This window comes from Streptomyces sp. NPDC001606 (assembly GCF_053596835.1).
Genome location: NZ_JBSFHC010000009.1, coordinates 50902 through 70814 on the forward strand (window position 1 = coordinate 50902; position 19913 = coordinate 70814).

19 protein-coding genes are annotated in these 19913 nt (G+C 70.7%); 10 read left to right on the forward strand and 9 right to left on the reverse strand.

Annotated features, from left to right (window positions below):
* Positions 1-70 precede the first annotated feature (70 nt).
* The 5 genes from ACWCV9_RS18205 to ACWCV9_RS18225 all read right to left on the reverse strand — a co-directional run bounded on the left by ACWCV9_RS18205 (position 71) and on the right by ACWCV9_RS18225 (position 3791).
* The gene (locus ACWCV9_RS18205) at positions 71-1219 is read right to left on the reverse strand and encodes a DUF475 domain-containing protein (protein ID WP_450787783.1); all 1149 of its coding nucleotides are present in this window, start codon (positions 1217-1219) and stop codon (positions 71-73) included.
* 154 nt (positions 1220-1373) lie between these two features.
* Complete coding sequence (locus tag ACWCV9_RS18210) at positions 1374-1952, reverse strand: TerD family protein (RefSeq protein ID WP_385845258.1); 579 nt, start codon at positions 1950-1952, stop codon at positions 1374-1376.
* 95 nt (positions 1953-2047) lie between these two features.
* Complete coding sequence (locus tag ACWCV9_RS18215; protein WP_385845259.1) at positions 2048-2623, reverse strand: TerD family protein; 576 nt, start codon at positions 2621-2623, stop codon at positions 2048-2050.
* A gap of 144 nt (positions 2624-2767) precedes the next feature.
* Entirely contained in the window at positions 2768-3226 is a 459-nt protein-coding gene (locus ACWCV9_RS18220) for a peroxiredoxin (protein WP_385845260.1), read from the reverse strand.
* Positions 3227-3353: 127 nt separating this feature from the next.
* Positions 3354-3791 carry a DUF3052 domain-containing protein gene (locus ACWCV9_RS18225; protein WP_450787786.1) on the reverse strand — a complete coding sequence of 146 codons (438 nt, stop codon included), beginning with the start codon at positions 3789-3791 and terminating at the stop codon, positions 3354-3356.
* Positions 3792-4172: 381 nt separating this feature from the next.
* On the opposite strand from ACWCV9_RS18225, the gene aceE reads away from it, so the two are divergent.
* Positions 4173-6920, forward strand: a complete 2748-nt coding sequence (gene aceE, locus ACWCV9_RS18230) for a pyruvate dehydrogenase (acetyl-transferring), homodimeric type (protein WP_450787788.1) — start codon at positions 4173-4175, stop codon at positions 6918-6920.
* Positions 6921-7003: 83 nt separating this feature from the next.
* A complete protein-coding gene (locus tag ACWCV9_RS18235; protein WP_450787789.1) occupies positions 7004-7768 on the forward strand; it encodes a potassium channel family protein in 765 nt (254 codons plus the stop codon).
* Between the two features lie 551 nt (positions 7769-8319).
* Here ACWCV9_RS18235 and ACWCV9_RS18240 read toward each other — a convergent pair.
* Positions 8320-9828 (reverse strand): MFS transporter, encoded by a 1509-nt coding sequence (locus tag ACWCV9_RS18240; RefSeq protein WP_450788071.1) that lies wholly within the window; start codon positions 9826-9828, stop codon positions 8320-8322.
* A gap of 225 nt (positions 9829-10053) precedes the next feature.
* Here ACWCV9_RS18240 and ACWCV9_RS18245 point away from each other — a divergent pair, with 225 nt between their 5' ends.
* From ACWCV9_RS18245 to ACWCV9_RS18255, 3 genes are all read left to right on the forward strand, one after another.
* The gene (locus ACWCV9_RS18245) at positions 10054-10689 is read left to right on the forward strand and encodes a TetR family transcriptional regulator (RefSeq protein ID WP_450787791.1); all 636 of its coding nucleotides are present in this window, start codon (positions 10054-10056) and stop codon (positions 10687-10689) included.
* 170 nt (positions 10690-10859) lie between these two features.
* Positions 10860-12077: an alpha/beta hydrolase gene (locus ACWCV9_RS18250; protein ID WP_450787793.1), complete on the forward strand. Its 1218-nt coding sequence runs from the start codon at positions 10860-10862 to the stop codon at positions 12075-12077.
* A gap of 66 nt (positions 12078-12143) precedes the next feature.
* Positions 12144-12989, forward strand: coding sequence for a DUF4429 domain-containing protein (locus ACWCV9_RS18255; RefSeq protein WP_450787794.1), 846 nt, complete (start codon positions 12144-12146; stop codon positions 12987-12989).
* On the opposite strand, the gene ACWCV9_RS18260 is transcribed toward ACWCV9_RS18255, so the two are convergent.
* Positions 12990-14006, reverse strand: a complete 1017-nt coding sequence (locus ACWCV9_RS18260; RefSeq protein ID WP_450787796.1) for an aldo/keto reductase — start codon at positions 14004-14006, stop codon at positions 12990-12992.
* Positions 14003-14467: a MerR family transcriptional regulator gene (locus tag ACWCV9_RS18265; RefSeq protein ID WP_450787798.1), complete on the reverse strand. Its 465-nt coding sequence runs from the start codon at positions 14465-14467 to the stop codon at positions 14003-14005. The genes ACWCV9_RS18260 and ACWCV9_RS18265 overlap by 4 nt, the downstream gene beginning before the upstream one ends.
* A 97-nt stretch (positions 14468-14564) precedes the next feature.
* On the opposite strand from ACWCV9_RS18265, the gene ACWCV9_RS18270 reads away from it, so the two are divergent.
* Together ACWCV9_RS18270 and ACWCV9_RS18275 are read left to right on the forward strand one after the other, a co-directional pair.
* Positions 14565-15038 (forward strand): GNAT family N-acetyltransferase, encoded by a 474-nt coding sequence (locus ACWCV9_RS18270; protein WP_450787800.1) that lies wholly within the window; start codon positions 14565-14567, stop codon positions 15036-15038.
* Positions 15039-15057: 19 nt separating this feature from the next.
* The gene (locus ACWCV9_RS18275) at positions 15058-15882 is read left to right on the forward strand and encodes a serine hydrolase domain-containing protein (RefSeq protein ID WP_450787802.1); all 825 of its coding nucleotides are present in this window, start codon (positions 15058-15060) and stop codon (positions 15880-15882) included.
* Between the two features lie 3 nt (positions 15883-15885).
* Here the strand turns inward: ACWCV9_RS18275 and ACWCV9_RS18280 are convergent, their stop codons facing one another.
* Positions 15886-16539 (reverse strand): pirin family protein, encoded by a 654-nt coding sequence (locus ACWCV9_RS18280; RefSeq protein ID WP_450788073.1) that lies wholly within the window; start codon positions 16537-16539, stop codon positions 15886-15888.
* A gap of 95 nt (positions 16540-16634) precedes the next feature.
* Here ACWCV9_RS18280 and fasR point away from each other — a divergent pair, with 95 nt between their 5' ends.
* From fasR to ACWCV9_RS18295, 3 genes are all read left to right on the forward strand, one after another.
* Entirely contained in the window at positions 16635-17840 is a 1206-nt protein-coding gene (gene fasR / locus ACWCV9_RS18285; RefSeq protein WP_450787804.1) for a fatty acid biosynthesis transcriptional regulator FasR, read from the forward strand.
* Between the two features lie 89 nt (positions 17841-17929).
* Complete coding sequence (locus ACWCV9_RS18290; protein ID WP_450787806.1) at positions 17930-18862, forward strand: ACP S-malonyltransferase; 933 nt, start codon at positions 17930-17932, stop codon at positions 18860-18862.
* Between the two features lie 10 nt (positions 18863-18872).
* Positions 18873-19904 carry a beta-ketoacyl-ACP synthase 3 gene (locus ACWCV9_RS18295; protein ID WP_450787808.1) on the forward strand — a complete coding sequence of 344 codons (1032 nt, stop codon included), beginning with the start codon at positions 18873-18875 and terminating at the stop codon, positions 19902-19904.
* Positions 19905-19913: the final 9 nt, after the last annotated feature.

Below are 19913 nucleotides of genomic sequence, written 5' to 3' on the forward strand. Positions count from 1 at the left end.
GCACAGACGCCGTCGGGGCGGCCGACCACGTCGGCCGCCCCGCTCAGAGCGTTCCTCACCGGCCGGGGTGTCACACCCCGGAGGAGAGGGCCGCCTTGTCGTCGGAGTCGCCGGAGCCCTCTCCCGCGGCCGCGAGGGCGCGGTTGCGGCGGACGGACGACCAGAACGACCAGGCGATCAGGACCACACCGATCAGGCCGGTGACGACCTCGTTGATCTCGTACTGGATGGTGACCATGAGGATCACGGCCAGAGCGCCGATCGCGTAGTGGGCGCCGTGCTCCAGGTAGACGTAGTCGTCGAGGGTGCCCTGGCGGACCAGGTAGACCGTCAGCGACCGCACGTACATCGCGCCGATACCGAGGCCCAGGGCCATCATCACGATGTCGTTGGTGATGGCGAAGGCGCCGATCACCCCGTCGAAGGAGAAGGACGCGTCCAGGACCTCCAGGTAGAGGAACATGAAGAACGCGGCCTGGCCGGCCAGCAGCACCGCCGACTTCTGCTTGCCGGTGCGGGCGGCCTCTTCCTCCTCCTCGTGCTCGCGCTCCTCCTCTTCCTCCAGCTTGTCCTCGAAGTAGCCGGAGAGACCGCCGACGATCATGTAGGTGATCAGGCCGGCGATGCCGGAGATCAGGACCGTCTGCCCCTTGTCGACGTGCACGCCGCCGTGCTGGTGGGCGTGGGTGGCGAAGGTGAAGGAGGTGATCAGCAGGACGATCAGGGCGATGCAGACCGCCAGCATGTCGACCTTGCCGAGCTTGGCCAGGGGCCGCTCGATCCAGCGCAACCACTGGATGTCCCGGTCCTCGAAGATGAAGTCGAGGAAGATCATCAGCAGGAACATTCCGCCGAACGCGGCGATCGCCGGGTGGGCGTCGGTGACCAGCTGCTGGTAGCGGTCCTTGTCGGTCAGGGCGAGGTGGACCGCGTCGTACGGGTTGAGCTTGGCGGTGATCGCGACGATGACGACCGGGAAGACCAGCCGCATGCCGAAGACCGCGATGAGAACGCCGACCGTGAGGAAGATCTTCTGCCAGAAGGCGTTCATCTTCTTCAGGATGCCGGCGTTGACCACCGCGTTGTCGAAGGACAGCGAGATCTCCAGGACGGCCAGGATCGCGACGACCCCGAAGGCCTCCCACCCCCCGTAGAAGACCGCGGCGACCAGGCCGAGCGCGGTGACCGCGAACGACCAGCCGAAGGTTTTCAGAAGCACTGGCTACCCAATCGTGTGCGTACGGGGCTCCCCCGCGCCGTACTCGGCTTTGCTAAACGTTGACCTGAGTCTAGAGGGGCACCCTACCCGTGACAGTGACCAGGGCAACCCTCACGGAAAAGCCACAGCACGCAACCGGACCGGGACCGGCCGGCTACGAGACGTTCACACCGAAGTCGAGAGCGATGCCCCGCAGGCCCGACGCGTACCCCTGGCCGACCGCTCGGAACTTCCATTCGCCCTGGTAACGGTAGAGCTCGCCGAAGATCATGGCGGTCTCGGTGGAGGCGTCCTCACTGAGGTCGTACCGCGCCAGCTCCTGCCCGTCCGCCTGGTTCACCACGCGGATGAAGGCGTTGGAAACCTGGCCGAACGTCTGACCCCGCTCCTCCGCCATGTGGATGGAGACCGGGAAGACGATCTTCTCGCAGTGCGGGGGCACCTTGGCCAGGTCAACCAGGATGGACTCGTCGTCGCCCTCGCCCTCGCCGGTGAGGTTGTCACCGGTGTGCTCCACCGAGCCCTCGGGGCTCTTCAGCTGGTTGTAGAACACGAACCACTCGTCGCCGAGCACCCGGTTGTCCGCGCCGCACAGCAGCGCGCTGGCGTCCAGGTCGAAGGGTGCGCCGGTGGTGGAGCGCGCGTCCCAGCCGAGTCCGATCATGACGTTGGTGAGGTTCGGTGCGGCCTTGGAGAGGGAGACATTGCCCCCCTTGGCGAGCGTGACGCCCATGCTGTTGGTCCTCCCCTGCTGCTGCTTGTCTGGTTGTCCTGCACGTCCGGCGCCGACCGTAAACGGTGCGGCGCCGGATCGGGAGCGGCTCGGCGTCAGACGTTGACGCCGAAGTCCTGGGCGATGCCGCGCAGCCCGGAGGCGTAGCCCTGGCCGATGGCGCGGAACTTCCACTCCGAGCCGTGCCGGTACAGCTCGCCGAAGACCATGGCGGTCTCGGTGGAGGCGTCCTCGCTGAGGTCGTAGCGGGCGATCTCCTGCTGGTTGGCCTGGTTCACGACGCGGATGAAGGCGTTGCGGACCTGGCCGAAGGACTGCTGGCGGTTCTCGGCGTCGTAGATCGACACCGGGAAGACGATCTTGTCGACGTCGGCCGGGACACCGGCCAGGTTGACCTTGATCATCTCGTCGTCGCCCTCGCCCTCACCGGTGAGGTTGTCACCGGTGTGCTCCACCGAGCCGTCGGGGCTCTTGAGGTTGTTGAAGAAGACGAAGTGCTGGTCGCTGATGACCTTGCCGGAGGTGTTCAGCAGCAGCGCGCTCGCGTCGAGGTCGAAGTCGGCGCCGGTCGTGGTGCGCACGTCCCAGCCCAGACCGACGTTGACCGCGGTCAGGCCCGGGGCCTCCTTCGTCAGCGATACGTTGCCGCCCTTGCTGAGGCTGACTCCCACGAGTCCTCCATGTGGTGTCCAGGGGCGGGGAGCCCCGTCGTGCTTCGGATATGGGATCAACGTGCCGATCCTAGTGACGGGTTCCCGCCCCCCGCAGACCCTGGACCCCGACTTTCGAAGGTGTCGGACCGGGGGTCCGCCGGATCAGAGGGTGTCGAGCGCCTTCACGTAGTCGTTCAGGTCACGGGCGTCCGGCAGGCCGTTGACCACGGTCCACCGCACGACGCCCTCCTTGTCGATGATGAAGGTGCCCCGGACGGCACAGCCCTTGTCCTCGTCGAAGACGCCGTAGGCGCGCGAGACGTTGCCGTGCGGCCAGAAGTCGCTCAGCAGCGGGTACTCCAGGCCCTCCTGCTCGGCGAAGACCCGCAGGGTGTGGATGGAGTCGTTGGAGACGGCGAGCACCTGGGTGTCGCGGTCGGAGAACTTCGGGAGGTTGTCACGCAGCTCGCACAGCTCACCGGTGCACACACCGGTGAAGGCGAACGGGTAGAAGAGCAGGACGACGTTCTTCTCGCCACGCAGCTCCGAGAGCTTCACGGTGCGGCCGTGGTTGTCCTTGAGCTCGAAATCGGGCGCCTTGTCGCCGACCTGGATCGCCATCGTCGTACATCCCTTCGGTGAGCTGTTCGGGTGAGCACAGCGGACGCTCGGGTCCACCCTACGCAGCGATCACCGGGGGCTCCGGACGGGCCGGGGCGAGATCCGGCCCGTCCGGGGTGACCTCAGGTCACTTCTTGGACTTGGCCGCCTTCGGCGTCGCGAGCCGCGAGCCGCTCCAGTCCTTGCCCACACTGACGCTCTTGGCCGCCGTCAGGCCGGCCGTCGAGGCGGCGTCCTGGATGTCGCTCGGCTCCACATACCCCGATCGGCCGGTCTTCGGCGTCAGGAGCAGGATGGCGCCGCCTTCTTCGATGTACGTGGTGGCATCCACCAGCGCATCCGTCAGGTCGCCGTCGTCGTCACGGAACCACAGCACAACGGCGTCGGCCACGTCGTCGTAGTCCTCGTCCATCAGGTCGCCCTGAATGGCTTCCTCAATGGCCTTGCGGAACTCCTGATCGACGTCGTCGTCGTAGCCGAGCTCCTGGACCACCTGCTCGGGCTGGAACCCCAGCCTGGCGGCAGGGTTCGTCCGCTCCTCCGCGTGGTCCGCGGTCGCGCTCACGGGTTGCCTCCTGATCATGTCTTGGGAATAACTCAGCCACGCGCGTGCGCGAAGCATTGGCCGTAGTCCACACGGGCGGGACGGATCGCGCAAGTACCCGGCCGCCGGGACCGCCGAAACGGTGACGATCCGGGCCGTGTCGACGCAACCTCTGGCAGCGTATCCCGCCTCCACGTGAGCCACACCACACCGATGTGCCCGGTTTGCGAGGTTCGGAATCATCCATCGGCGCCCCCCTCGAACAACTTTGCCGATCAGATCACACCCCGGGCGTATCGTTGCGTTTTGACCGGTGGAGATGACGTACGCCTCCCCGAGGTACACGATGGGGACGGTGCAGGCACGAGTGACATATCGGCCCTCTGACAGGTAAGGAACAGCGTGGCTTCCGGATCCGATCGCAACCCGATCATCATTGGCGGCCTTCCGAGTCAGGTTCCTGACTTCGATCCCGAGGAAACCCAGGAGTGGCTCGACTCCCTCGACGCCGCGGTCGACGAGCGCGGCCGGGCGCGGGCCCGTTACCTCATGCTCCGGCTGATCGAGCGGGCCCGCGAGAAGCGCGTGGCCGTGCCGGAGATGCGCAGCACGGACTACGTCAACACGATCGCCACCAAGGACGAGCCGTTCTTCCCGGGCAACGAGGAGATCGAGCGCAAGATCCTCAACGCGACCCGCTGGAACGCGGCCGTGATGGTCTCCCGCGCCCAGCGCCCCGGCATCGGCGTCGGCGGCCACATCGCCACCTTCGCCTCCTCCGCCTCGCTCTACGACGTCGGCTTCAACCACTTCTTCCGCGGCAAGGACGACGGCCGCGGCGGCGACCAGATCTTCTTCCAGGGCCACGCCTCCCCGGGCATCTACGCGCGCGCGTACCTGCTCGACCGGCTCAGCGAGCGGCAGCTCGACGGCTTCCGGCAGGAGAAGTCGAAGTACCCGGACGGCCTGTCCAGCTACCCGCACCCGCGCTCGATGCCGGACTTCTGGGAGTTCCCGACGGTCTCCATGGGCCTCGGCCCGCTCGGCGCGATCTACCAGGCGCGGATGAACCGCTATATGCACGCGCGCGGGATCGCGGACACCTCCGCGTCGCACGTGTGGGCGTTCCTCGGCGACGGCGAGATGGACGAGCCGGAGTCGCTCGGCCAGCTGTCCATCGCCGCCCGGGAGGGGCTGGACAACCTGACCTTCGTGGTCAACTGCAACCTCCAGCGGCTGGACGGCCCGGTGCGCGGCAACGGCAAGATCATCCAGGAGCTGGAGTCGGTCTTCCGCGGCGCCGGCTGGAACGTGATCAAGCTGATCTGGGACCGCACCTGGGACCCGCTGCTCGCGCAGGACCGCGACGGGGTGCTGGTCAACCGGATGAACACCACCCCGGACGGCCAGTTCCAGACGTACGCCACCGAGTCCGGCGCGTACATCCGCGAGCACTTCTTCGGTGACGACCTGCGGCTGCGCGCCATGGTCGACAACATGACCGACCACCAGATCCTGATGCTGGGCCGCGGCGGTCACGACCACCGCAAGATCTACGCGGCGTACAAGGCGGCCCTGGAGCACCAGGGCCAGCCGACGGTCATCCTCGCCAAGACCGTCAAGGGCTGGACGCTGGGTCCGAACTTCGAGGGCCGCAACGCGACCCACCAGATGAAGAAGCTGACGGTCGACGACCTCAAGCGCTTCCGCGACCGGCTGCACCTGCCGATCTCCGACAAGGAGCTGGAGTCCGGCCCGCCGCCGTACTACCACCCGGGCCGGGACTCGGAGGAGATCCAGTACATGCACGACCGCCGCCGGGAGTGCGGCGGCTATGTGCCGACCCGGGTCGTCCGCTCCAAGCCGCTCCCGCTGCCGGACGACAAGGCGTACGCGACCGTGAAGAAGGGCACGGGCCAGCAGTCCATCGCGACGACCATGGCCTTTGTGCGCCTGCTCAAGGACCTCATGCGGGACAAGGAGATCGGCAAGCGGTTCGTGCTGATCGCGCCGGACGAGTACCGCACGTTCGGCATGGACTCCTTCTTCCCGAGCGCGAAGATCTACAACCCGCTGGGCCAGCAGTACGAGTCGGTGGACCGCGAGCTGCTGCTCGCCTACAAGGAGTCCCCGACCGGCCAGATGCTGCACGACGGCATCTCCGAGGCGGGCTGCACGGCCTCCCTGATCGCGGCGGGCTCGGCCTACGCCACGCACGGCGAGCCGCTCATCCCGGTCTACGTCTTCTACTCGATGTTCGGCTTCCAGCGCACCGGCGACCAGTTCTGGCAGATGGCCGACCAGCTGGCGCGCGGCTTCGTCCTGGGCGCGACCGCCGGCCGTACGACACTGACCGGTGAGGGGCTCCAGCACGCGGACGGGCACTCTCAGCTGCTCGCCTCGACCAACCCGGCGTGCGTGGCGTACGACCCGGCGTACGCCTACGAGATCGCGCACATCGTGAAGGACGGCCTGCGCCGGATGTACGGCGGCGACGAGGAGCATCCGCACGGCGAGGACGTCTTCTACTACCTGACCGTCTACAACGAGCCCATCCAGCACCCGGCCGAGCCGGCCGACGTGGACGTCGAGGGCATCATCAAGGGCGTCCACCGGATCAGCGCGGGCACGGACGGCTCGATCCCGGCGCAGATCATGGCGTCCGGTGTGGCGGTGCCGTGGGCGCTCGAGGCCCAGCGGCTCCTCGCCGAGGAGTGGAACGTCAGGGCGGACGTCTGGTCGGCGACCTCCTGGAACGAGCTGCGGCGCGAGGCCGTGGAGTGCGAGGAGCACAATCTGCTGCATCCGGAGGAGGAGCAGCGGGTGCCGTATGTGACCCGGAAGCTCAGCGGCGCCGAGGGTCCGTTCGTGGCCGTGTCCGACTGGATGCGGTCGGTTCCGGACCAGATCGCGCGGTGGGTGCCGGGCACGTACCAGTCGCTCGGCGCGGACGGCTTCGGCTTCGCGGACACCCGGGGCGCTGCGCGCCGCTTCTTCCACATCGACGCCCAGTCGATCGTGGTCGCGGTGCTGACCGAGCTGGCCCGCGAGGGCAAGGTGGACCGGTCCGTGCTGAAGCAGGCCATCGACCGGTACCAGCTGCTGGACGTCTCGGCGGCGGACCCGGGAGCGGCGGGCGGCGACGCGTGACGCTGCGCTGAGCGTCGGCGATTCGGCCAAGGGCGGTGGAGTTCGATTCTCCACCGCCCTTACCTTTTCTTTACGATGCGGTCATGGAGCAACGGGCGGCAGCGGCACGGCTTTCTGCGCAGGCGCGGTGGGAGAGGCGCACCGAACGGCCCTTGCTGGCGCTCGCGGTGGCCTTCGCCGTCGCGTACGCGGTGCCGATCGTGGACGGTTCCGCGGGCTACTCGCTGACCTCCGTGTGCACGGCCGTGGAGTGGGTGGTGTGGGCGGCGTTCGCCACCGACTACCTGGTGCGGCTGGCCCTCGCCCCGCGGCGGCGGGAGTTCGTCCGGCGGCACTGGCCCGACCTGGGCGCGGTGATACTCCCGATGCTGCAACCGCTGCGGTTGCTGCGGCTGGTGGCGACGCTGCTGCTGGTGGGGCGGCGGGCGCGGATGGCTCCGCAGATCCGGCTGACGACGTATGTCGTGGGCTCGGTGATCGGGCTGCTGATGTTCGGGTCGCTGGCGGTGCTGTCGGTGGAGCGGGACTCGCCGCACGGGAACATCAAGACGCTGGGTGACGCGGTGTGGTGGTCGTTCACGACGATGACGACCGTGGGGTACGGGGACCACGCGCCGACGACGGGCCTCGGGCGGATGATCGCGGTGGGGCTGATGCTGTCCGGGATCGCGTTGCTGGGTGTGGTCACGGCGAACATCGCGGCGTGGTTCATCTCGCGGTTCGAGAAGGACGACGTGGAGGAGCGGCGCCAGCGGGAGGCGCTGGCCGCGCTGACCGAGGAGGTGCGGTTGCTGCGGCTGGAGGTGGCGCGGCTGAGCTCGGAGCGGAGAGAAGAACAGCGGCGCTGAGCTGGGGTAAGGAGCGCGGAGAACTGCGCGACGGGCCCCGTAAGGGGCGCGGGGAACTGCGCGACCGGCCAGGCACGGACCTGCACCCGGCGACGGTGAAGCACCCCCATGGCGGGAGGCCGAAACGGACCCGCCCCCGGCGACGGTGAAGCACCCCCACGGCGGGGTGCGGTTGCGGCGGCTGGAGGTGGCGCGGCTGCGGTAAGGAGCGCCGGGAACTGCGCGACCGGCCACGACGGGCCCCGTAAGGGGCGCGGGGAACTGCGCGACCGGCCAGGCACGGACCTGCACCCGGCGACGGTGAAGCAGCCCAATGGCGGGAGGCCGAAACGGACCCGCACCCGGCGAGGGCGAGACGCACCCTTCGCCAAGCCGGCGGCAGCCCAGCGCGCGCAGCCCCCTCCGCAGCGCGCGCCACGGCCCGCCGTCCTCCCATGCCCTGCGGAGGACGTGACCCACTGTGACCTGTGGCGCGCACCCAGAGCGAGCGATCTTTAGCGGAGTCACCCTGATAGGGGAACTCCGCCGCGGACTCCCCCGCCGCAAGCACGTCAGATGTGTCCCACGCCCCCGCCGGCCTCCGCGTTCGCGCCCCCCTTGGTGAGCAGCGCGACCAGCACGGCGACCGCCGCCACCCCGGCCGCGACCAGGGAGGCCAGGCTCATCCCGGAGATGAAGGTGTGATGGGCGACCTCGGCGATCTTCGCGGCGACCGGTGCCGGGGTGCCCTTGGGCACCGGGGCGACGCCCTGCTGGACGGCCTGGGCCACCTGGTCCAGCTGCCGCTGCGGCAGCTTCGGCAGGCCCGCGCCCGCCCAGTTCCCGGCGAGGGTGCTGTCCACCTTGGAGGCCATCACGGCGCCCAGCACGGCCGTACCGAGACTGCCGCCGACCTGCATCGCGGCCTGCTGGAGGCCACCGGCGACACCGGCCAGCTCCAGGGGCGCGTTGCCGACGATGACCTCGGTGGCGCCCACCATGACCGGTGCCAGTCCGAGGCCGAGCAGCACGAACCAGAGGGCCAGCGGTCCGTTGCCGGTGTTCTCCTTCAGCGTGGAGACGCCGTACATGGCGAACGCGGTGATCGCCATGCCGCCGGCCAGCGGGATCCGCGGCCCGAACCTGCTGATCATGGCTCCGGCGAGCGGCGAGCCGACGATCATCATGCCGGTCAGCGGCAGCAGGTGCAGACCCGCGTCGATCGGGCTCATGCCGTGCACGTTCTGGAGATAGAAGGTGACGAAGAACAGGCCGCCCATGAACGCGATGGCCATCAGCATCATCAGCACGACACCGGCGGACAGCGGCACCGAGCGGAACAGCGCCGGCGGGATCAGCGGCTCGGACACCCGCTTCTCCCAGACGGCGAACAGCGCGAACCCGACGACCGCGACGAGGATGAACAGCCAGGTCCGGCCGGCGCCCCAGCCCCAGGACGGCGCCTTGATGAGCGCCCAGACCAGGCAGAACATGGCGCCGGAGAGCAGCGCGATGCCGGGCAGGTCGAAGGAGCGGGGAGCGTTCTCGGCGCGGTGGTCCCGCAGGATCAGCAGGCCGAGGAGGAGGGCGAGCGCGCCGATCGGCAGGTTGATGAAGAACACCGACTGCCAGTTGACGTGCTCGACGAGGACACCGCCGAGGATCGGGGCGCCCGCGGTGGACGCGCCGACCACCGACCCCCAGATACCGATGGCCATGTTGAGCTTCTCGGCCGGGAAAACGGCCCGCAGCAGGCCGAACGCGGCCGGCATCAGCAGCGCGCCGAACAGTCCCTGGAAGACCCGGAAGGTCACCACGGCGCCGATGCTGTCCGACAGGCCGATGGCGGCCGAGGCGGCGGCGAATCCGGCCACGCCGATCAGGAAGGTGAGCCGGTGGCCGAAGCGGTCGCCCAGCTTTCCAGCGGTGATCAGGGAGACCGCGAGCGCCAGGAAGTAGGCGTTGGTGACCCATTGCAGCTGGGCCCAGCTCGCGTCCAGGTGCTTGCCGATCGCGGGGTTGGCGATGGCCACGATGGTGCCGTCGAGGGCCACCATCATGACCCCCACGGCGACGGTCATCAGGGTGAACCAGGGATGGCCGCGCAGGCCCGCGGGCGGCGCCGGCTCCGCCGGGGCTGCCGGGGCGCCGCCCCCCGGCCCGGGCGCGTCGATGGTGGTCCGACTAGTCATACCGACGAGGTTAGTGACAGTCGCTGACAATTGACAATCGGGTTCACTAGTCGGTAGCTGACATGTCGCCGCCGCATAGGCTGAGCTCGACGGACGTTCACCGAGGAAGGCCAGATGGAGACCCTGCGCGAGCGAAAGAAGCGGCGGACCCGGGAGGCGCTGCTGCGAGCGGCTCTCGAACTGTTCACCACGCAGGGTTACGAGCGCACCACCGTGGACGAGATCGCCGAGGCCTGCGAGGTCTCCCAGCGGACCTTCTTCCGCTACTTCGCCGGCAAGGAGGACGCGGCCTTCGCGGTGCAGGAGATGGCGGAGGCGCGCTTCGCCGACGCCGTCCGCGCCCGCCCGCCGCACGAGGCGCCGCTGGAGGCGCTGCGCCAGGCGGTCCTGGAGGGCTGGGACGGGATCCGGGAGACGGTCGAGTCGGCCGTACCGGTGGAGCTGTATCTGCGCATGTACCGCACGATCGACTCGACCCCGGCGCTGCTCGCCGCGCATCTGGCGCGCTCGGCGGCGACCGAGGAGACCATCGCGCGGATCCTGGCCGACCGGGAGGGCGTGGACGTGGACGCCGACCCGCGGCCGCGGCTGGCGGTGGCGGTGTTCGGTGCGGTGATGAGGGTCACGGACCGGCAGTGGTGTGCCGGCGACGACTTCAGCCTGGAGTCGATCCGCGCGCTGACCTCGTCGTATCTCGATCAGGTGGGCCCGGCGCTCACCGGGAACTGGCGCGCCCCGCAGGGCGGTTGACGGCCGGTGCGGCGAAGGGGAGATCATCCGCGCGGCGGCCCGGAGATCATCGGCACGGGAATGCCCTGATCATCGGCGCGGCGGGCCTCAACTGTTCGACTCCTGCCGAAACGTGAGACCTGTCACTCGGTTACCCCGAGACCCTCTCGTTCTCCTAGTGTGTCCTCCCAGTGACTTCCTTCGACACCTCCCCGCCCCTCAACGTCTGGCGCGCCCTGCTCGCGCTGGCCGTGGTGTTCGTGATGCTCGCGACCACCGGCTGGACCGCTTTGCACAGCCACCGGGCGCCGTCCGCGCTCCAGGCCTCGCGCACCGCGTGGCAGCACGGCCGGCTGCACGGCGCCCGGCTGCCGGACCCCGAGGCCGGGCCCGCGCCGCTCGCCCGGTTCTTCGCCTCCGTCGACGCCGCGGACCGCGACCGCCTCGCCCACCGCTACCCGCTCGCGGTCGGCAACATGAACGGCGCCCCGGTGGACCTGCGTTACCGCGCCAACCGCATCGCGCTGGAGCAGGCCCGCAGGGCCGAGAAGAAGCGGATGCACGACAGCCGGCTCAGCACGGCCGGGCAGCAGGACGCGGGCCGCCGGATGCACCGCTACGAGTCCCTGCTGGAGCCCGGCCGGCACATCCTCGCCTTCGACCCCGAGGGCTCGGGCCGGATCGCCGAGGTGTTCGGCGACCTCGACCACGCCCAGCGGATCTCGGTGGTCGTCCCCGGCGTCGACACCGACCTGCTCACCTTCCAGAAGACGTACCGCCCCTACAGCGCCCCGGTCGGCATGGCCACGGCGCTGTACGCGGCGGAGCGCGCGGCGAGCCCCGCGACGCGTACGGCCGTGATCGCCTGGGCCGACTACACCGCCCCCGACGGCCTCGGCATGGACGCGGCCACCGGGCGGCGCGCCGCCGAGGGCGCCGTGCGCCTGAACGCCCTGCTGCGCGCCCTGCCCGGCCGGGCCCCGGTGGCGATGTTCTGCCACAGCTACGGCTCGGTGGTGTGCGGGGTGGCCGCCCATGAGATGCCCGGCCGGGTGTCCGACATAGCGGTGGCCGCGAGCCCCGGCATGCGGGTCACCGGCGCCTCCCACCTGGGCACCGAGGCCCGGATCTGGGCCATGCGGGACGCCACCGACTGGATCCAGGACGTGCCGTACCTGGAGCTGGGCGGACTCGGGCACGGCGCCGACCCGGTCTCCGCCGGCTTCGGCGCCCGGGTGCTGTCCGCCCGGGACGCCCAGGGACACGCCGGCTACTTCCAGCCCGGCACCGACAGCCTGCGCAATCTCGCCGCGGTGGGGGTGGCCGCGTACCCGGCGCTGACCTGCGCACAGGACGACGACATGTGCCGGGCCGGGTTGCCCGGCACGACGACCGCCGGACGCGCGTAGAGACAGCAGGAAGTGCGGTCTGCGCGGGTGGCGACGGAGGAGCACGTGCCGCATACGATGAGCCGCATGGGTGACGTACTGGCGGGTTTTCATGCCGTCTGGGAGTTCGAGTCCGACTCCGTGCTCATCCGTTACGAACGGGGGATTCGGACTCCGAAGCTGTTCCAGGCCCTCGGCGAGCGGCGGATCCCGCTCGCCGCGGTCGAGGATGTGACGCTCGCACCGGGCAGACGCGGCACCGTCGTGCTGCGCCTGGTGCCGCGCCCCGGCGCCGATCCGCTGATGGAGGCGGCCGACGGGCAGTTGAAGGAGGGGGCCGATCCGTACCGGCTGGTGCTGCCGGCCGCCCGGGAGACCCTCGCCGAGTCCTACGCCGACGAGCTGAAGGGGCTGCTGACCGGGTCCGGGCCCGCCGACCGCCATCTGGTCGCCGCGCCCGAGGCGCCGCTGCACTTCAAGGCGTACGACGCGAAGGCGTCCTTCGACGGGACGTCCGTGCAGTTCCGGTGGTCGTGGGCGGGCGCGTCCTCGGCGAAGTGGAAGGCCGGCGACCAGAGCTTTCCGGTGACCGGAATCAGCGGGGTGGAGTGGCGGTCGCCGGAGGCGTTGGAGGGCTATCTGCGGCTGCGCACCGCGGGCTCCACCGATCCGGTGCAGCCCGACCAGGACCCGGCCGCGGTGGTCTTCGGGCGGGGCTACGGCCCCGTGCACGAGTCGTTGCCGTTCGCCGCGGCGGTGCTGGCGGCGATCCGCTCGCGCGGGGCGGCGGCGGCAGTCGCCGCCACCACCGCGCGGCCGGACCCGGCGGACATCGCCGAGCGGATCCGGCATCTCGGCGAGCTGCACCGGGCCGGACTGGTCACCGACGAGGAATTCGCCGGCAAGAAAGCCGAGTTGCTGGCCGAGCTGTAGCTACTCCCGGCCCGCGGAGGCGAAGGACATGTCCGGGTAGCGGTCGCCCGCGACCTTGCCCGCGATCGGCTCCAACCGGGCCAGTTCCTCGTCGGTCAGGACGATCGAGACGGCCGCCACGTTCTCCTCGACCCTGCCCGGCTTGCGGGTGCCCGGGATGGGGACGACGGGCATGCCCCAGGCCGTGGCGCGCTGCTGGACCCAGGCCAGGGCGATCTGGGCGGGGGTGGCTCCGCGGGCGTCGGCGATGGCGCGCAGCGGGTGCAGCAGCGCGGCGTTGGCGGAGGCGTTGGCCCCGGTGAAGCGGGGCTGCCGGCGGCGGAAGTCGTCGGGCGTGAGGTCCTGGTCGGCGTCGGTGAAGGCGCCGCTCAGGAAGCCGCGGCCGAGCGGGGAGTACGGCACCAGGGTGACGCCCAGCTCGCGGGCGGCCGGTACCACCTTCGCCTCGATGTCCCGGCTGAACAGGGACCACTCGGACTGCACGGCCGCGATCGGGTGGACGGCGTGTGCGGCGCGCAGCTCGCCGGCGGTGACCTCGCTGAGGCCGAGATGCTTGACCTTGCCCTCGCGGACCAGCTCCGCCATGGTGCCGACGGTCTCCTCGATGGGGACGTCCACATCGCGGCGGTGCATGTAGTAGAGGTCGATCACATCGGTGCCGAGCCGCTTCAGGCTGCCCTCGACGGCCTCGCGGATGTACGGCGCGTCGTTGCGGATGATCCGCCGGGCCGGGTCGTCCGGCGGGATGGTCAGGGCGAACTTGGTGGCGATGACCACCTCGTCGCGGTGGTCCCGGAGGAACGGCGCGAGGAAGCGCTCGTTCTCACCGGCGCCGTAGACGTCGGCGGTGTCGTAGAGCGTGACGCCGAGTTCCAGCGCCCGCTCCAGCGTCGCCCGTGCCTGTTCGGTGTCGGTGGGGCCGTATCCGAAGCTCATGCCCATGCAGCCGAGCCCCTGGACGCCCACCTCCGGCCCCTGCGCGCCGAGCCGTGTCGTCGGAATCCTGGCGTCGGTCATCGAGTGGTCCCCTCCGTGGCATAGAAGCTGATCTTGCGGTCGAGTACCGCGAGTGTGTCGTGCAGTTCGGTGATCCGGTTGAGCACGTCCTGGCGGGTCGCCTCCAGCAGCGCCTGCCGCTCCGCATAGGTGCCCTCGCCCTCGCGCACCAGTTCCGCGTACCTGACCATGTCCGCGACCGGCATGCCGGTCAGCCGCAGCTTGGTCACGAAGTCCAGCCAGTCCAGGTCGCGGTTGCTGTAGCGGCGCTGGCCGGTGTGGGAGCGGTCGACGTGCGGCATCAGGCCGATCCGCTCGTACCAGCGCAGGGTGTGCGCGGTCAGGCCGGTGAACTCGGCGACCTCGCTGATCGTGTAGCGGTCCTGGCCGTCGGGCCGGGGGTGGCGCCGTGGCGGGGCGGAGCAGATGTCGGCGTGGGGGGCGCGCTGGGGGGCCGCTGGCGCGGTCTGCATCACCGTCATGGCCCCCACGCTATGACCTTGGAGTGCGCTCGAAGCAAGCGGCTCCGGTGAGAAATCCCCAGGACACGATCACCGCTCGTTGATTAGCGTGCGCGCCATGAGTCTCGTACGGCGGGCCGGGCCCGAGGACGCCACGGAAGTGCTGCGGCTGCGGCAGGTGATGATCGACTCGATGTTCGAGGCCGGCGGCGGGCCGACCGGCTGGCACGCCGCGTCCCTTCCGGTCCTGCACAGCCGGCTGGCCGAGCGGGACGGGGAGTTCGCCGCCTTCGTCGTGGACCACCCGGACCGGCCGGCGGCGCTGGCCGCGCTGGCGTGCGGGACGGTGGAGTACCGCATCGGACGCTCCGGGAACCCGCACGGCCGGGTCGGGCACGTGTTCAGCGTCGCGACCGATCCGGACGCGAGGCGGCGCGGGTACGCGCGCGCGTGCATGGAGGAGCTGCTGGAGTGGTTCCGGTCCCGGGAGGTGCGGCAGGTGGATCTGAACGCGTCCGCGCAGGCCGAGCCGCTCTACGCGGCGCTCGGTTTCGTCCGCAAGCCCGACCCCTCGATGCGGCTGGAGCTGTGAGCGGCATAGGCTCGCCGGCATGTCGTTGCAGAGCCTGGCACTGATCGAGAACTGGCCCGTCCCGACCGCGGCGGCGGGGGTCGTACGAGCCGACGGGACCGTCCTCGGGACGTACGGCCCCGAAGCGCACCGCTTCCCGCTGGCCTCGGTCACCAAGCCGCTGGCGGCCTACGCGGTGCTCGTGGCGTACGAGGAGGGCGCGATCGAGCTGGACGAGCCGGCCGGGCCGCCCGGGTCGACCGTCCGCCATCTCCTCGCCCACACCTCCGGGCTGGCCTTCGACGAGCACCGGGTGATGGCGCCCCCCGGCGACCGGCGTCTGTACTCCAACGCCGGCTTCGAGCAGCTCGGGGACCATGTCGCCAAGGCGACGGAGATCCCCTTCGCCGAGTATCTGCGCCAGGCCGTGCTGGAGCCGCTGGGCATGGCGTCGACGACGCTGGAGGGCTCTCCGGCGAAGGACGGCGTGTCCACCGTCGGGGACCTGCTGCGCTTCGCCGCGGAGGTGCAGGCGCCGCGGCTGCTGGACCCGCGCACGGTCGCCGAGGCGATGAGTGTGCAGTACCCGGGGACGAAGGGGGTGCTGCCGGGCTACGGCCACCAGAACCCCAACGACTGGGGTCTCGGCTTCGAGATCCGCGACGCCAAGTCCCCGCACTGGACGGGCGCTTCCTCCTCGCCGCGCACCTTCGGGCACTTCGGCCAGGCGGGCACGTTCCTGTGGATCGACCCCGCGGCCGGGGTGGCGTGCACCGCGCTGGCCGACCGGCCCTTCGGCCCCTGGGCGGTCGAGGCCTGGCCGGCGTTCACGGACGCGGTCCTGGCGGAGCTGCGCGGCGCCTGACCGTCAGTCGGCCAGCTCCCACACCAGCAGCTCGGCCCGGACCCCGGCGAGTGCCTCCAGGTTCTCCGCCCGCGTGATCCGGGCCGAGTCGCCGGCGCGCAGGGTCTCCCCCGCCAGCGTCACCTCGCCGCGTACGACATGGACGTACACCTGCGCGGCGTCCGGTACGGCCGTCCGCCCGCCCGGCTCCAGCCGCCGCACGTGCAGCATCGCGCCCGCGGCCGGGACCGCGTAGGGCGTGGCGTCGGCGATGCCGGGGACGACCCGGTAGGAGGGCTCGCCGCCCGGCTCCCGGGGGCTCAGCCACATCTGGACGAAGGTCAGCGGGCGGTCGGTGTCGTTGCGTTCCACATGGCGGACGCCCGCCGCCGCGCTGAGGTGCTGGACGTCGCCGGGGCGGACCGTCGTCCGGTGGCCCGTGGAGTCGCGGTGGGTCAGCTCGCCCTCGACCACCCAGGTGACGATCTCGGTGTGGCTGTGCGGATGCTCGTCGAAGCCGGCGCCGGGGGCGAGCCGCTCCTCGTTGCAGGCGACGAGCGGGCCGAAGCGCAGGTTGTCGGGGTCGTAGTGCGGGCCGAAGGAGAAGGCGTGGCGGGAGTCGATCCCGGCCTTTACGTCTCCGCCGCGGTAGCGCTCGGCGGCGCGCCGTACGTCCATCACGCCCCTCACGGTAGCCCCCGGCACGGCCCTCCCGGAGGCCCACCCTGACCCGGCGGCGCACGTCCACGTCCGGATAAGGCAGTCTTGTCCCCGTGCCCGAACCCGAATCCCACCGCAGCGACCCTGCCGCACACGCCGTCCACCAGCACTCCGCGACCCTGAAGCGACTGGAGAAGTCCTCCGGGAGTCTCGCCGCGCAGGCCATCGCGCGGATGGACGAGACCCTGCCGTGGTACCGGGCCATGCCCCCGGAGAACCGTTCCTGGATCGGACTGGTGGCCCAGGCGGGCATCGCGGCCTTCACCGAGTGGTTCCGGCACCCGGACGCCCCGCAGGCCATCTCGACCGATGTGTTCGGCACCGCCCCGCGCGAGCTGACCCGGGCCATCACGCTGCGGCAGACCGTGGAGATGGTGCGCACCACCATCGAGGTCATGGAGTCGGCCATCGACGAGGTGGCGGCCCCGGGGGACGAGAGCGTGCTGCGGGAGGCGCTGCTCGTGTACGCGCGGGAGATCGCCTTCGCGACCGCCCAGGTGTACGCCCAGGCCGCCGAGGCACGCGGTGCCTGGGACGCGCGGCTGGAGTCCCTGGTCGTCAACGCCGTACTGAGCGGGGAGGCCGACGAGGGGGCCGTCAGCCGGGCCGCCGCGCTCGGCTGGAACTCCCCGGAGCATGTGTGCGTGGTGCTCGGCACGGCGCCCGACGGGGACAGCGAGCTGACCGTCGAGGCCATCCGGCGGGCGGCGCGGCACGCCAAGCTCCAGGTGCTCACGGGTGTCCTCGGGGACCGGCTGGTGGTGATCGCGGGCGGCAGCCCCCATCCGCTCGCCGTCGCCAAGTCGCTGATCGGGCCGTACGCGGCCGGGCCGGTGGTGGCCGGGCCCGTGGTGCCGGACCTGCTGGCCGCGACCCGGTCCGCGCAGGCCGCCGCCGCGGGGCTGAAGGCCTGTTCCGCCTGGCAGGACGCGCCGCGGCCGGTGCTGGCCGACGACCTGCTGCCGGAGCGCGCGATCGCTGGTGATCCCAGCGCCCGCGAGCAGTTGGTGGAGGAGATCTACAGACCTCTGGAGGAGGCCGGTTCCGCGCTCCTGGAGACCCTGAGCGTCTATCTGGAGCAGGCGAGCAGCCTGGAGGGCGCTGCCCGGATGCTCTTCGTTCACCCGAACACCGTGCGCTACCGGCTTCGACGTGTGACTGACGTCACCGGTTGGTCGCCTTCCGATGTACGATCCGCGTTCACGCTGCGGATCGCGCTCATCCTCGGGCGTCTGGCCGATGGCGAACCTCAGTCATAGGGTTTTGTCGGGGGCCCACAAAAGCCCTTCGTGTTCTTCGTCCCTGTCCCCACGGGCGGCCGTGCCCGTCCCCAAGAGAGAGTGTGAGAGTGCTCGTACTCGTCGCTCCCGGCCAGGGCGCCCAGACGCCCGGCTTCCTGACTCCCTGGCTCGAACTGCCCGGTGCCGCTGACCGCGTCGCCGCCTGGTCGGACGCCATCGGCCTGGACCTTGTGCACTACGGCACCCAGGCCGACGCCGACGCCATCCGGGACACCGCGGTGGCCCAGCCGCTGCTGGTCGCCGCCGGGCTGCTGTCCGCCGCGGCACTCGGTGACATCTCCGAGATCGCGCCGGGCGCGGTCGCCGGTCACAGCGTCGGCGAGATCACCGCCGCCGCCTTCGCGGGCGTCCTGGACGACGCCGCCGCGCTGGCCCTGGTCCGCAAGCGGGGTCTGGCCATGGCCGACGCCGCCGCGATCACCGAGACCGGTATGTCGGCGCTGCTCGGCGGCGACCCGGAGACGTCCGTCGCGCACCTGGAGAAGCTGGGCCTGACCCCGGCGAACATCAACGGCGCGGGCCAGATCGTCGCCGCGGGCACGCTGGAGCAGCTGGCCGCGCTGAACGAGGACAAGCCCGAGGGCGTCCGCAAGGTCGTCGCGCTGAAGGTCGCCGGCGCCTTCCACACGCACCACATGGCGCCCGCCGTGGAGACGCTGGCCAAGGCCGCCGCGCAGCTGTCCCCGGCGGACCCGAAGGTGCCCTACGTCTCCAACAAGGACGGGCGGACCGTCGCGGCCGGCGCCGAGGTGCTGGAGCGGCTGGTCGGCCAGGTCGCCAACCCGGTGCGCTGGGACCTGTGCATGGAGACCTTCAAGGAGCTGGGCGTCACCGCGCTCATCGAGGTCTGCCCGGGCGGCACGCTGACCGGCCTTGCCAAGCGTGCGCTGCCCGGCGTGAAGACGCTGGCCCTGAAGACCCCCGACGACCTCGACGCGGCCCGCGAGCTCATCTCCGAGCACGCAGGCACCGGCGCCTAAGGAGCCGTACATGGCGAAGATCAAGCCCAGCAAGGGCGCCCCGTACGCGCGCATCCTCGGTGTCGGCGGCTACCGGCCGACCCGGGTGGTGCCCAACGAGGTGATCCTCGAGACGATCGACTCGTCCGACGAGTGGATCCGCTCGCGCTCCGGCATCGAGACCCGGCACTGGGCGAGCCCCGAGGAGACCGTCGCCGCGATGGCGATCGAGGCCTCCGGCAAGGCGATCGCGGACTCCGGTATCGCCGCGCACCAGATCGGCGCCGTGGTGGTCTCGACCGTCTCGCACTTCAGCCAGACCCCGGCCATCGCCACCGAGATCGCCGACAAGCTCGGCACCGACAAGGCCGCCGCCTTCGACATCTCGGCCGGCTGCGCGGGCTTCGGTTACGGCCTGACGCTCGCCAAGGGCATGGTGGTGGAAGGTTCCGCCGAGTACGTCCTGGTGATCGGCGTGGAGCGGCTGAGCGACCTGACCGACCTGGAGGACCGCGCGACGGCCTTCCTCTTCGGCGACGGTGCCGGCGCGGTCGTCGTCGGCCCCTCCCAGGAGCCCGCGATCGGTCCGACCGTGTGGGGCTCCGAGGGCGACAAGGCCGGCACCATCAAGCAGACCGTCCCCTGGGACCGATTCCACATCGGTGACGTGTCGGAGCTGCCCCTGGACAGCGCGGGCAACATCAAGTTCCCCGCGATCACGCAGGAGGGCCAGGCGGTGTTCCGCTGGGCCGTGTTCGAGATGGCGAAGGTCGCCCAGCAGGCGCTGGACGCGGCCGGGATCAGCGCGGACGACCTGGACGTCTTCATCCCGCACCAGGCGAATGTGCGGATCATCGACTCGATGGTGAAGACTCTCAAGCTGCCGGAGCATGTCACGGTCGCCCGTGACATCCGCACCACCGGCAACACCTCGGCCGCCTCCATTCCGCTCGCTATGGAGCGGATGCTGGCGACCGGGGAGGCGAAGAGCGGCGACACCGCGCTCGTCATCGGATTCGGGGCGGGTCTCGTGTACGCCGCCACGGTCGTTACCCTCCCCTAGGCACTCCGT

What these genes read in the sequence shown, in the direction of transcription:
- ACWCV9_RS18210 (WP_385845258.1), bottom strand. Translation starts at nt 1,952, where the DNA reads ATGGGCGTCACGCTCGCCAAGGGGGGCAATGTCTCCCTCTCCAAGGCC.
- ACWCV9_RS18220 (WP_385845260.1), bottom strand. Translation starts at nt 3,226, where the DNA reads ATGGCGATCCAGGTCGGCGACAAGGCGCCCGATTTCGAGCTCAAGGAC.
- ACWCV9_RS18235 (WP_450787789.1), top strand. Translation starts at nt 7,004, where the DNA reads ATGGAGCAACGGGCGGCAGCGGCACGGCTTTCTGCGCAGGCGCGGTGG.
- ACWCV9_RS18240 (WP_450788071.1), bottom strand. Translation starts at nt 9,828, where the DNA reads ATGACCGTCGCCGTGGGGGTCATGATGGTGGCCCTCGACGGCACCATC.
- ACWCV9_RS18245 (WP_450787791.1), top strand. Translation starts at nt 10,054, where the DNA reads ATGGAGACCCTGCGCGAGCGAAAGAAGCGGCGGACCCGGGAGGCGCTG.
- ACWCV9_RS18255 (WP_450787794.1), top strand. Translation starts at nt 12,144, where the DNA reads ATGGGTGACGTACTGGCGGGTTTTCATGCCGTCTGGGAGTTCGAGTCC.
- ACWCV9_RS18260 (WP_450787796.1), bottom strand. Translation starts at nt 14,006, where the DNA reads ATGACCGACGCCAGGATTCCGACGACACGGCTCGGCGCGCAGGGGCCG.
- ACWCV9_RS18265 (WP_450787798.1), bottom strand. Translation starts at nt 14,467, where the DNA reads ATGACGGTGATGCAGACCGCGCCAGCGGCCCCCCAGCGCGCCCCCCAC.
- ACWCV9_RS18270 (WP_450787800.1), top strand. Translation starts at nt 14,565, where the DNA reads ATGAGTCTCGTACGGCGGGCCGGGCCCGAGGACGCCACGGAAGTGCTG.
- ACWCV9_RS18275 (WP_450787802.1), top strand. Translation starts at nt 15,058, where the DNA reads ATGTCGTTGCAGAGCCTGGCACTGATCGAGAACTGGCCCGTCCCGACC.
- ACWCV9_RS18280 (WP_450788073.1), bottom strand. Translation starts at nt 16,539, where the DNA reads ATGGACGTACGGCGCGCCGCCGAGCGCTACCGCGGCGGAGACGTAAAG.
- ACWCV9_RS18295 (WP_450787808.1), top strand. Translation starts at nt 18,873, where the DNA reads ATGGCGAAGATCAAGCCCAGCAAGGGCGCCCCGTACGCGCGCATCCTC.